This is a genomic window from Nesterenkonia sp. HG001 (assembly GCF_034438835.1).
GTDB classification, from domain to species: domain Bacteria; phylum Actinomycetota; class Actinomycetes; order Actinomycetales; family Micrococcaceae; genus Nesterenkonia; species Nesterenkonia xinjiangensis.
Genome location: NZ_JAOSZD010000010.1, coordinates 71,488 through 83,304, shown reverse-complemented (window position 1 = coordinate 83,304; position 11,817 = coordinate 71,488). Strand labels below are relative to the sequence as shown.

The following is an 11,817-nucleotide window of genomic DNA, read 5'->3' as shown; positions in this document are numbered from 1 at the left end:
CCTTCGTCATGCCGGGGGAGGCGCAGCGGGGAGGGTCAGGGAGCCTGCCGTGCCATGCTCAGCGGCCGAACATGCGGGTGTTGGCCGACTCCGTCTCCTCATACTGCGAGGACGCCGAGGCCATCGCCTGGCGGACGCTGGCCAGCGACTGCTCCACCTGCAGCTGGGTGCTGCGCCACTGGGTCAGGACCTCCTGGAACGCGGTGGAGGCCGAGCCCTTCCAGGACTCCTGCAGCTGACGCAGCTGGGACTCCATCGAGTTCACGTCGGTCTGGATGCGGGTCAGGGTGGACTCCACGGTCTGGCTCTTGGCCATCAGGTCCATGGTGTCGATCTGCAGCACTGCCATGATCTGGCTCCTTCCGTCGATGTGCTGGACGCTGTCCACGCTAGAAGGGGCTCGGCCCTGGCGCCGCGGCCGATCAGCGATCTGTGGAGAGACCGGGAGTGTCGCCATCGTGTGGGCGGTGCTGTGGAGGAATAGGCCCGCCCTCCAGCTCCGCGAGCTCATGCTCCTCGACGTCGGACTCATGGTCGGACTGGTCGCTGGGCTCCACCATCGGCAGGCGCAGGGTCATCGTGGCCCCACCGCCGGGGGTCTGCTGATGACGGACCGTGCCGTCATGCTGGGCGGCGATCGCCGCCACGATGGCCAGGCCCAGTCCGGTGCCGCCGGTCTCCCGGCCACGGGAGTTGTCCGCCCGATAGAACCGCTCGAAGATCCGCGCGGCCTCCTCCTCGGAGATGCCGTCACCGTGGTCGCGGACCTGCAGCACCGAGTCGGTGCGACCGGCGACCAGGCTCTCCGTGCCCACCACCAGTTCGATCGGGGAGCCCTCCGGGGTGTAGCGCAGCGCGTTGGTGACCAGGTTGGTCACGATCTGCCGGATCCGCCCCTCGTCGCCGAGCACGGGGGCCGACGTCGGGCCCCCGCCGTCGAGGCCGACCACCTGCACCATGCGGTCCGGGGCATTGACGCCCATGTCCATGGCGGTGTCATGGGCGATGAGGTTCAGATCCACCGGCGCCAGCTGCAGCGGACGCTGCTCGTCCAGCCGGGCCAGCGTGAGCATGTCCTCCACCAACTGTCCCATGCGCTTGGCCTCAGACTCGATGCGGCTCATCGCCGCCCCCACGGCCTCGGGGTTGTCGCTGACGCCGCCCTGTCGGTACAGCTCGGAGAACCCGCGGATCGTCACCAGCGGAGTGCGCAGCTCATGGGAGGCATCCTGGATGAACTGCCGCATCTTCTGCTCGGAGGCCGTCTTCGCGCGGAAGGCCTCCTCGATATGCTCCAGCATCACGTTCAGCGAGCCGGAGAGCCTACCGATCTCCGTCTCCGGGGGAGCAGTGGTCTCCACACGCTGGGAGAAGTCCCCGCCGGCGATCGCCGCAGCCGTCTTCTCCACACGGAACAGCGGCCGGAATGCGCGGGTCACCACCGCATAGGCGATCGTGGAGGCGCCCAGGGTGGCCAGCAGGCCGATGGTGGCCACCAGGAACGTCGCACGCTCGACAGAGGTGTCCACGTCCTCCAGCGGCAGGGCGATCGCCAGGGAGGCCTCCCCGGACTCCAGCCGGTAGACCTGCACCCGCCAGCCCCGCGAGCCCTCCACGGTGCCCGCCACCTCGAAGGACTGGCCGGCCTGGGCCAGCACGTCCTCGGCGGTCAGCTGCGGGATGTCCGGCAGGTCCTGGCCCTCCACCCGACGGTGCGTGGCGCTGTACTCCAGCGGCTCGCCGTCGTTGGTCAGCAGCACTCCGTAGAAGCGCAGGATCGCCAGCGCGTTGGCCCGGTCCTCCGGCTCGGAGCCCATCTCGGTGAGGTACATCGAGATGTTGTTCCGGTTGGTGTACAGATCCTCGTCCAGGTTGCGCAGCAGCTCCTGGCGGAAGAGCGAGGCCGAGACGAACGTCGTCACCGCCAGGGTGAGGAGCAGCAGGCCGGAGATGATGAAGACCAGCTGGGTGCGCAGAGACGCGCTGCGCCACTTGCGGGCGACCGAACGGACCGGGGTGAACGCCATGCCTCAGGCTCAGTGGGACAGGCCCTGGGAGCGCTGCCTCCGCTCCCAGGTCTGCAGCACGTAGCCCACGCCGCGTTTGGTCTGGATCATGGGGGCCCCGTCGGCGCCCGAATCGATCTTCCGGCGCAGGTAGGAGATGTAGGACTCCACGATCGACGCGTCCCCGTTGAAGTTGTACTCCCAGACATGGTCCAGGATCTGCTGCTTGGAGAGCACCCGGTTCGGGTTCATCATCAGGTAGCGCAGCAGTTTGAACTCGGTGGGGGAGAGGTCCACCATCTCGCCGTCGCGCCGGACCTCGTGGGCGTCGTCGTCGAGCTCCAGGTTGTCGATGACCATGACCGCGTCCTCGTCCTGGTACGGGGCGGTGCGGCGCAGCACCGCGCGGATGCGGGCGACCACCTCGTCCAGGGAGAACGGCTTGGTGACGTAGTCGTCGCCGCCGACGGTGAGACCGGTGATCTTGTCATCGGTGTCGTCCCGTGCGGTGAGGAACAGCACAGGGAAGTGCTTCCCCGCCGCGCGCAGGCGGCGGGTCACTGTGAAGCCGTCCATGTCCGGCAGCATCACGTCCAGCACGGCGAGATCCGGGTGGAACTCCTCGGCGGTGTCCAGTGCTTCCCTTCCGTTCGAGGCCGCAGCGACCTCGAATCCGGCGAAGCGCAGAGAGGTGGCGAGCAGCTCGCGGATGTTGGGCTCGTCGTCGACGACGAGCAGCTTGGCTTCGGGAGTCTTGTCAGTCACGGCGCTAGTGTCCCTCCGTTGTCTGGGAGTCAGCTGGACATGTGCTGTGTGCCCAGTATGGGTTCCCGGTGCCCTTCCTGTCACGGTCCAGGGCGCCTCAGACGATATCGGTGCCGTCGAGGATCGTGTACCCGTAGCCCTGCTCGGACAGGAAGCGCTGACGCCTGGCCGCATAGTCCATGTCCACGGTGTCCCGGGCGACGATCGAGTAGAAGTGCGCCCGCTTCTCCATGTCCTGCGCGCCCGGACGCAGCAGCCTGCCCAGACGCTGCGCCTCCTCCTGCCGGGAGCCGAAGGTCCCGGAGACCTGGATCGCCACCGAGGCCTGCGGCAGGTCGATCGAGAAGTTCGCGATCTTCGAGACCACCAGCACGTCCAGCTCCCCGCGGCGGAACTCGTCGAAGCGGCGCTGGCGCTGCGCGGTCGACGTCGTCCCCGTCAGCACCGGAGCGTCCAGACGTTCCCCGAGGCCCGTCAGCTGCTCCACGAACTGCCCGATGACCAGGATCTGCTCCCCGCGGTGCCGGTGTCGGGCCACCAGACGCTCGACGACGTCGTCCTTGGCGCCGGTGCCGGCCGCCAGCCGGTGCCGCTCACGGTCAGTGGCCGAGGCATAGGTCATCCGTTCGCCCCGGGGGAGATCCACCCGGATCTCCACGCACTGGGCCGGGGCTATCCACCCCTGGGCCTCCATCTGCTTCCAGGGGGTGTCGAAGCGCTTGGGCCCGATCAGCGAGAAGACCTCTCGCTCCCGGCCGTCCTCGCGCACCAGGGTGGCGGTCAGCCCCAGCCGACGGCGGGCCTGCAGGTCCGCCGTGCGGCGAAAGATCGGGGCGGGCAGCAGGTGGACCTCGTCATAGATGATCAGGCCCCAGTCGTGGCCGTCGAGCAGCTCCAGATGGGGGTAGAGCTCACCGCGCCTGACCGCCAGCACCTGGTAGGTCGCGATGGTCACCGGCCGGACCTCCTTGCGGTCCCCGGAGTACTCGCCGATCTCGTGCTCCTGCAGAGTGGTGCGGCGCAGCAGCTCGTCCTTCCACTGCCGGGCGGCCACCGTGGAGTTCACCAGGATCAGCGTGATCGTCGCCGAGGTGGCCATCACCGCGGCTCCCACCAGCGTCTTGCCCGCTCCACAGGGCAGCACGACCACGCCCGAGCCCGAGGCCCAGAAGCTCTCCACCGCCTCCTGCTGATACGGACGCAGCGCCCAGTCCTCCTGCACCAGGGCGATCGGATGGGCGGTGCCGTCCACGAACCCCGCCAGATCCTCAGCCGGCCACCCGAGACGGACCAGCTCCTGCTTCAGCTCGCCACGTGCCTGACCGTGCACCCCCACGGTGCTCTCGTCGATCTGCGGGCCCAGCAGCGGAGCCACGGTCTTGGCGCCCGCGACCTCCTCGAGGACCGCAGGGTCCTGGCCACGGAGCACCAGCCCATGCTGGGGGTCCTTCTCCAGGCGGATCCGCCCGTAGCGGCTCATCGTCTCGGCGATGTCCACCAGCAGAGAGTGCGGCACCGGGAACCGCGAGAACTCCAGCAGCGTGTCCACCACGGTCTCGGCATCGATGCCGGCGGCGCGGGCGTTCCACAGGCCCAGCGGGGTGACCCGGTAGGTGTGGACATGCTCGGGAGCGCGCTCCAGATCCGCGAAGGCGGCCACCGCGCGGCGGGCCGCGTCGGCCTGGTCATGACCCACCTCCAGCAGGATCGTCTTGTCAGACTGGACGATCAGCGGTCCGCTCATCGGTGCTCCTCTCCGTCGCTCGTGTTCTCCAGAAGTCGCACAGCGGTGATCCGATGGACCAGCAGCACGGACTCGCCCCCGCCCTCGAGCTGGCGCAGCCGCACCCGTCCGGCGTTCAACGCCGTGGGCAGCCCCGAAAGCACATGCTCCCGGCCCTCGGCGTCCACCCGGCGCAGCCACACCGGGTGGCGGGACCGCACCGCGGCACGCAGCAGGCTCATCACGTCGGAGCCGGCCACCGCACCTGCTTCCAGCTCGTCGCCCGCGACGCGGTCCTCCGGGCCCCCGGCCAGCGCGGCCCCGGCACGGGAGCCGGCCCCGGAGCGGAGACCCGTCACCGTGCGCGAGACCAGCTGCGGGTCCGCCTCCTGGGCGGAGGCAGTGCGCACAGGGGACTGCTGCCAGGGGGACTGCGGCAGGGTCCAGGCCTCGGCCGCCTCGGCCAGGTCGTCCTCCAGCCGGGCCGAGGCGCGAGCCTGCTCCGAGGGTCCGGGAGCCCCGGGCTCGTCGGCGCTGCGGGTCTCCAGACCGAGGCCGCCCAGTGCCCGGGCGAGCCGCTCGGCGTCGACATCGCAGACCAGCACCTCCGCCGTGAGCTCACGCAGCCCCAGTGCGCGCAGCGCGGGGTGCCCGAGCAGCTCGGCCCGACGCTGCGGGTCACGCTCGAGCAGCCAGCTGCCGGCCGAGCCGATGGTCACCCCGTGCCAGGTGCGGGCGGCATCGTCGACCAGCGTGGAGAGCGAAGACGGCACCTCGGAGAGGCTGTGCGAGGTCAGGAACCGCTGGATCCGTTCGGCCGTCCAGCCGGCGGAGATGCCGCGGCGCAGCGAATCCGCGGTGAAGCGGAAAGTCGGCACCCCGCCGCGGGTCTCCTTCTCGGCGATCGCCTCCAGGCCTGCGGCGACCTCCGGGGCCAGGGCGCCCACCGCCACCGCCGTCAGGTCGGACTGGACGTGGATGCGGTCCACCTGTGGGGGCAGAGCCTCGGCCAGATGCTCGGCGGCGCGCGCCAACCGGAGCGCCGCCGACTCCTCACCCGCCGCCGCGAGGCCGGTCCCATCCTGCGGGGCCAGCAGGCCTCCGGCCTCCGAGAGCGTGCCGGCGGCGAACAGCCCCAGGCGTTCGGCCTCACGGACCAGCGGCGGCAGCACGCCACGGACGCGGGCGATCAGCACCGGACGGTCCCAGGTCATGCGGTCGATCAGCGCACCGGTGAGGGCCTGCGGACCGGGCTCGTCGTCGTCGGGCAGGGCCAGGGTGTACAGCGCCGGAGCGGCGGGTGCCTGTGCGGCGAGCTCGGCGGCGGTGCCCAGCACCCGAGCACGCAGCGCGGGAGCGTCGCCGCGCTGCCGCTCCGGGGTGAGCGCCGGCGCGAGCCGGGCGGTGGGATGCGGGCCGCGCAGCAGCAGAGGGGATCGCGGTGCCAGCAGCCAGCCGGAGACCAGCAGCTGATGCTGCCGGTGACGCGGGGCGCGTCGCCAGCGACGTGCGGTCGGCGTCAGTCGCCAACGGTCGGCGTCGACGTCGAGCTCGACCAGGCCGGCGGCCGCGGCGAGCTCCAGCAGCCAGCCGGTCTCGCCGATGTCCGCATCAGCGGGCCGCTGGGCGCCGCTGCGGACGGTGGTGAGCCGGCGCAGCTCGCGCATCCCCACGCCGCCGGTGCGCAGAGTCGCCGCCGGCTCTGCCTCCAGGGCGGAGAGCAGGTCACCCACCTCGGCGAGCAGCTCGGCCACCGCGGACAGGGCCGCGTTGCGGACCAGTGACGCAGGGATCGCCGCGGAGGAGGCCCGGGGAGGCTCCAGCACCGGGGAGGTGAGCTCGAGGTGCAGCCCTGCCATCACGCCCGGGAGGCTGCCGGGCACGGAGAAGCTGCGGGAGCTCGGCGGGGCGGGGGAGGCGCCGTCGTCGTCGGGGAAGATCAGCCCCAGCCGCTGAAGACGCTCCAGGACGGGGTCCAGCGCCTCGGCGGGGAGCGTCAGCGGGCGTCGGGCGGCGAGCATGCCGAGCACCGAGAGCGTGCCCGCATCCAGACGCTGCAGGCAGCGCCGCAGGCTCATGTCCGACTGGGCGCGCACCGCCAGCCCGGTGAAGTCCCCCGGAGCCGGGTGGACCAGGTCCGGACGGGCCTGCAACAGGGATGTCAGGTCGGCGTCGTCGCGGGCGGCGAGACGTCGGGCCAGGGCGGCGAGGCCGAGCTGCGCGTCAGGCATCCTCAGTCGGCCGTGATGGCGCGGCGGCGACGGCGGCGGCCCATCGCCTGCAGCACGTGGGCGATCATCAGCGCGAAGCCCAGCGGGAAGCCCCACAGTGCCGTGAAGTACAGGGCCGGGTGCGGATCGGCCTGGGCGAAGTAGAGGCCGAGGATCAGTGCGAGAGCCACGAAGGCGGCGGCGGTGATCGCCACGCCCAAGAACAGGACGGCCCGGGCGGCCGCATGTGCGGGGGTGGTGGACATGGAAGCGATTCTATCTCCACCGCGTGCCCCAGGTACTCTGGAGGACAGTCGAGATGACGCGCGAGGCGATGCCGCAGGGTGTCGCCGGACGCCGGACGACCCTGCGGAGGCCTGGCCTCCCCGGGTGAGACGCCGCAGGCGCCGTCGTGATCCCGCTCGACCCCAGAGATCCAGATCTATTCAAGGACGAGGTAGAGGAACGTGCCAACCGGGAAAGTGAAGTGGTTCGACGCCGAGAAGGGCTTCGGATTTCTGACCTCCGACGACGGCCAGGAGGTCTTCCTGCACTCCACGGCGCTGCCCGCCGGCGTCTCCAATGTGAAGGCCGGGACTCGGATGGAGTACGGCATCGCTGACGGGCGCCGCGGCAAGCAGGCACTCTCGGTGCGCATCCTGGACGAGGCTCCCTCCGTGGTGCGTGCCACCCGCAAGCCCGCCGAGGAGATGGCCTCGGTGGTCCAGGACCTGGTGAACCTGCTGGAGTCCACCACCGGCAACCTGCGCAAGGGCCGGTACCCGCAGTCCGCCCAGTCGAAGAAGATCGCTGCGCTGCTGCGCCGCGTGGCCGACGACTTCGACGCCTGACCCGCACCCAGCCCACCCGCTTCAGACAGTTCCGGAGGTCACCATGCCGAAGAAGGATGCCGTGCTCAGCGAGGCCGTCGACCTCGCCCGTGAGGCGCTGCGCGAGATCGCCCCGGACGAGCAGGTCGGTGAGCACCTCTCCGTGACGGCGGAGGAGGACCGGCTGCACACCCACCGCTTCGCCGCCGTCAAGCCCGGATATCACGGCTGGGAGTGGTTCGTGGCGGTCGCCCGAGCCCCACGCGTGAAGAAGGTGACGGTCTGCGAGATCGGCCTGCTGCCCGGCAGCGACTCGCTGCTCGCTCCGGCCTGGGTCCCCTGGGCCGAGCGCATGGACGAGCAGGAGAAGAAGCAGATGGCGGCGGAGGAGGCGGCGGCCGAATCCGCCGGCGGCTGAGCCGCCTCCGTCCGCAGCTCAGCGATCGAGCCTCAGCGCCCTTGCTGCTCCAGCACGAAGTCGATCGAACGCAGCAGCCGGGTCACGTCGTCGGGCTCGATCGCCACGAACGTGGCGATGCGCAGCTGGTTGCGGCCCAGCTTGCGGTAGGGCTCGACGTCGACCACGCCGTTCGCGCGCAGCGTCTTCGCGACCTCGGCGGCGTCCACCGAGTCCTCGAAGTCCACGGTGACGATGACGTTCGAGCGGTCCTCGGTGCGCTGGACGAACGGGGTCGCCAGCTCATGCGCCTCCGCCCAGGAGTACACCCGAGAGGCTGAGTCCGCGGTGCGGGCGGCGGCGAAGTCCAGCCCGCCGGCGCCGTTGAGCCAGTCGACCTGCTCGGCCAGCGTCACCAGGGTGGCCAGCGCCGGGGTGTTGTAGGTCTGCTCCTTGCGGGAGTTGTCGATCGCGGTGGTCAGGCTCAGGAAGTCCGGGATCCAGCGCTGCGCGGCGATCCGCTCGGCCCGCTCGAGCGCGGCCGGGGACATGATCGCCAGCCACAGGCCGCCGTCGGAGGCGAAGTTCTTCTGCGGTCCGAAGTAGTAGGCGTCGGTCTCGGCGACGTCGACGGCGAGACCGCCGGCCGCCGAGGTGCCGTCGACCAGGACGAGGGCGCCGTCGTCGGCTCCGTCCACGCGGCGCACCGGGGCGGCCACCCCGGTGGAGGTCTCGTTGTGCGGCCAGGCGTAGACGTCGACGCCGGCCTCCGCCTGCGGCGTCGGTCGGGTGCCGGGCTCGGCGGTGAGGATCGAGGAGGGCTTCAAGTGAGGGGCCCTGTCGGTGGCCTTGGCGAACTTGGAGCCGAACTCCCCGAAGGAGAGATGCTGGGCCCGGGAGTCCACCAGGCCGAAGCCGGCCACGTCCCAGAAGGCGGTGGAGCCGCCGACCCCGAGGATCACCTCGTGCCCCTCGGGTGCCTGGAACAGCTCGGCGAGCCCCTGGCGGACCCGGCCCACCAGGTTCTTCACCGGGGCCTGCCGGTGGGAGGTGCCGAGCAGGTCTCGGCCGGCCGCGGACAGTGCGGCGATCTGCTCGGGACGCACCTTGGACGGACCGGCGCCGAAGCGGCCGTCAGCGGGGAGCAGCTCGGCGGGGATGGTCACGCGCTCAGCGGACATGGGGGATCTCCTCGACTTCTGGGACGCGCGGCGGCCAGGACAGGTGTGGACAGGCTCACATCGTCAGCACCTGTGACAGGGGCAGCCACTATGCTGGGGGTGTTGTGGGGATGCCGAGCATCACGGTATCAAGTGCGGGGGCTCCCCCTCCGGCCGGGCAGAGGAAAGAGAGTCATCGTTGACCGATCTCATCGACACCACCGAGATGTACCTGCGCACCATCCTGGATCTGGAGGAGGAGGGCATCGTCCCGCTGCGTGCGCGTATCGCCGAGCGGCTCGAGCACTCCGGCCCCACCGTCTCGCAGACGGTCGCCCGGCTGGAGCGTGACGGGCTCGTGATGCTCACCGAGGACCGCCATCTGCAGCTGACCGACGGCGGCCGCGAGCTCGCCGTGCGGGTCATGCGCAAGCACCGGCTGGCCGAGCGGCTGCTCTCCGACGTGATCGGGCTGGAGTGGCCCTACATCCATGAGGAGGCCTGCCGCTGGGAGCACGTGATGAGCGAGCGTGTGGAGCGGCGCCTGGTCGAGATCCTGGATGACCCCGTCGAGTCCCCCTATGGCAACCCGATCCCCGGGCTGGAGCAGCTCGGGGTCCCCCACAGGTCCGCGCCCACCGCCCAGCAGCTGGTGACGCTGCGCCGGGCGGCGGAGGACCGCACCGCCGACGGCGACGCCCCCTCCTCCTGGAGGGTGCAGCGTCTCGCGGAGTCCATCCAGGTGGAGCCCGAGGTGCTCGAGCAGCTGCTCGAGGCCGGTCTGCGCCCGGGAGCCGACGTCGAGCTGGGCGAGGTGGACCAGGCGTACACGACGCTCACCGTGTCCCACGACGACATCGAGGGCCTTGAGGTGGAGATCCCGCTGGAGGTCGCCCAGCACATCTTCGTCACCCTGCGCTGACGCCTCGGCCGACGGCGGGCGTGTGGCGTCGAGGCCGCGGAGGCCCTCTGCATCACGGGTGTGTCACGGATCATCACGAAGAGATGTCACGGATCGTGATCTTGCGCCGAATCGTCCGGGACGCTCCTTCGATTGCGCTTTGACCTGCAGTTTCCCTCAAGAGGACCTGGGTCGGCAGGGGCCGCGACGTGGTCCTGCCGTGACCGGACGAGCGATCATCGTGACCTGAGCGTGACATTTATACCGATCTGTTATACGGTCGGTGACGTGCCCGGGCGACTGTCCGAATGCCCGGTGCGCCTCTGGTCAGATGAACCATCTCTGCCGCTGACCGGAGCCGTTCGACAACTACCGCACGGCAGAGGGCGGGGCACGCGGTCATGTATGGACCTGGATATGAAGCTTCCCCGGCTTCGGACTCTACGCAGGCAGGCCCCGCCGACACAGGGAGAGGTTTTCAACAAGTGACAGACAACATGACGAGTGTCTCGCGCCGTGACCGGCGTCGTCAGGCGTCCCTGGCGCGAGCTGTGGTCCACAACGCCGGCACCTTCGGCCGTGGAGCAGCAGTTGCCGTCGCCGCGACCGGCCTGGTGGTCTCCACCGGTGCCGCAGCCAACGCCAGCGTGGGAAGCGCCGCGGACTCGCAGGGTCGTGAGGTCACCACTCAGCAGGTGGCCCAGTCCGACCTGGCCGTCGAGCGCGCCAGCAACAACTCCGCCGTCACCGTCACGGCGGCGCCCAGCGTCGAGCTGAGCTTCGACCGTCCGGCAGTGGGCTCGGAGTCCGCTCCGGAGTCGACGCCTGAGACCGAGACCGAGACGCAGTCCGTCGCCCTGAGCCACGGGCTCAGCGACTACCTGCCCGGCACGCGCGGCCTGGTCGAGCAGCTCGCCGAGCTGGAGGGCGTCTCTGCCGAGGCTCTCTTTGAGCAGCTCTTCGCCGACGGCACCTTCGTCGACGACAACGGCATCCTGGACCACGCTGCGCTGGCCGCCCGCGTGGCCGAGCTCAGCCCGCAGCAGGCACAGCCGGAGCCAGAGCCTCAGCCGGAGGCTGCTCCCGAGCCGGAGCAGCAGCAGGAGGAGGCTCCTCAGCAGGAGGAGGCTCCGGCCCCCCAGCAGGAGCAGGAGGCTGAGACTCAGGAGCCCTCGCAGGAGAGCACCACCGAGGTGGAGCTGGCATCCGCTCAGGAGGAGGCTCCCGTCGAGTCCTCCGGTTCCCTGGGCGGGGTCGTCTCCGCGGCCTACTCCGGCGTCGGCACCCCCTACGTGTGGGGCGGCAAGGGGCCGGGCGGCTGGGACTGCTCCGGCTTCGTCTCCTGGGCCTACGCCCAGGCGGGCCACAGCATTCCGTCCAGCACTGCGGCCATCCGCGGCTCCGGCCAGTTCACGCAGACCAGCAACCCGCAGCCGGGCGACCTGGTCGTCCAGAACGGCGGCGGCCACATTTCCGTCTACGTCGGCAACGGCCAGATGATCGGTGCGCAGAACCCCAGCACCGGCACCATCCTCTACGGCGCCGAGCGTACGGGCAACACCACGAACTACTACCTGACGCTGCGCTGATCGCCACTTAGCACGCGCTGCACACGAGCCGTGGCTGCGCTCCGAGACATTCGGAGCGCAGCCACGGCTCGTGTCGTCTGCGATGCTGTGGGGCGGTCTCCATGCCGCTGACTGGGTGTGATTCGCGTCATAGGGTGTGCTCAGGGCGCTTCAGCGTCTATATTGAGGGCTGTACAGGCGCGGAACGGCGCCCCGCGGCGCTGATCCGTACTGCCACAGGACGTACGGAGGGATCG

At 70.5% G+C, this 11,817-nt stretch carries 11 protein-coding genes; 4 read left to right on the top strand and 7 right to left on the bottom strand.

Features of this window, described 5'->3' with window-relative positions:
* Positions 1 to 58: 58 nt before the first annotated feature.
* The 6 genes from ODE13_RS15280 to ODE13_RS15255 all read right to left on the bottom strand — a co-directional run bounded on the left by ODE13_RS15280 (position 59) and on the right by ODE13_RS15255 (position 6,970).
* A complete protein-coding gene (locus tag ODE13_RS15280; protein WP_179541080.1) occupies positions 59 to 349 on the bottom strand; it encodes a WXG100 family type VII secretion target in 291 nt (96 codons plus the stop codon).
* A gap of 73 nt (positions 350 to 422) precedes the next feature.
* On the bottom strand, positions 423 to 2,027 hold the full coding sequence (locus ODE13_RS15275; protein WP_322480032.1) for a HAMP domain-containing sensor histidine kinase: 1,605 nt from the start codon (positions 2,025 to 2,027) through the stop codon (positions 423 to 425).
* Positions 2,028 to 2,036: 9 nt separating this feature from the next.
* The gene (locus tag ODE13_RS15270) at positions 2,037 to 2,771 is read right to left on the bottom strand and encodes a response regulator (protein WP_179541078.1); all 735 of its coding nucleotides are present in this window, start codon (positions 2,769 to 2,771) and stop codon (positions 2,037 to 2,039) included.
* A 97-nt stretch (positions 2,772 to 2,868) separates the two neighbouring features.
* The gene (locus ODE13_RS15265; RefSeq protein WP_322480031.1) at positions 2,869 to 4,515 is read right to left on the bottom strand and encodes a DNA repair helicase XPB; all 1,647 of its coding nucleotides are present in this window, start codon (positions 4,513 to 4,515) and stop codon (positions 2,869 to 2,871) included.
* On the bottom strand, positions 4,512 to 6,725 hold the full coding sequence (locus ODE13_RS15260) for a helicase-associated domain-containing protein (RefSeq protein WP_322480030.1): 2,214 nt from the start codon (positions 6,723 to 6,725) through the stop codon (positions 4,512 to 4,514). Before ODE13_RS15260 ends, ODE13_RS15265 begins: the two co-directional genes overlap by 4 nt.
* 2 nt (positions 6,726 to 6,727) lie before the next feature.
* Positions 6,728 to 6,970, bottom strand: coding sequence for a hypothetical protein (locus tag ODE13_RS15255; protein ID WP_179541075.1), 243 nt, complete (start codon positions 6,968 to 6,970; stop codon positions 6,728 to 6,730).
* Between the two features lie 201 nt (positions 6,971 to 7,171).
* Here ODE13_RS15255 and ODE13_RS15250 point away from each other — a divergent pair, with 201 nt between their 5' ends.
* Together ODE13_RS15250 and ODE13_RS15245 are read left to right on the top strand one after the other, a co-directional pair.
* Positions 7,172 to 7,555, top strand: coding sequence for a cold shock domain-containing protein (locus tag ODE13_RS15250; protein WP_179541074.1), 384 nt, complete (start codon positions 7,172 to 7,174; stop codon positions 7,553 to 7,555).
* Between the two features lie 43 nt (positions 7,556 to 7,598).
* Positions 7,599 to 7,952 carry a DUF3027 domain-containing protein gene (locus tag ODE13_RS15245; protein WP_322480029.1) on the top strand — a complete coding sequence of 118 codons (354 nt, stop codon included), beginning with the start codon at positions 7,599 to 7,601 and terminating at the stop codon, positions 7,950 to 7,952.
* Between the two features lie 32 nt (positions 7,953 to 7,984).
* Here the strand turns inward: ODE13_RS15245 and serC are convergent, their stop codons facing one another.
* Positions 7,985 to 9,112 (bottom strand): phosphoserine transaminase, encoded by a 1,128-nt coding sequence (gene serC / locus ODE13_RS15240; protein WP_322480028.1) that lies wholly within the window; start codon positions 9,110 to 9,112, stop codon positions 7,985 to 7,987.
* Positions 9,113 to 9,290: 178 nt separating this feature from the next.
* Between serC and ODE13_RS15235 the strand changes: the two genes are divergently transcribed.
* Entirely contained in the window at positions 9,291 to 10,013 is a 723-nt protein-coding gene (locus tag ODE13_RS15235; protein WP_322480027.1) for a metal-dependent transcriptional regulator, read from the top strand.
* A 476-nt stretch (positions 10,014 to 10,489) separates the two neighbouring features.
* Complete coding sequence (locus ODE13_RS15230; protein ID WP_322480026.1) at positions 10,490 to 11,581, top strand: C40 family peptidase; 1,092 nt, start codon at positions 10,490 to 10,492, stop codon at positions 11,579 to 11,581.
* Positions 11,582 to 11,817 lie beyond the last annotated feature (236 nt).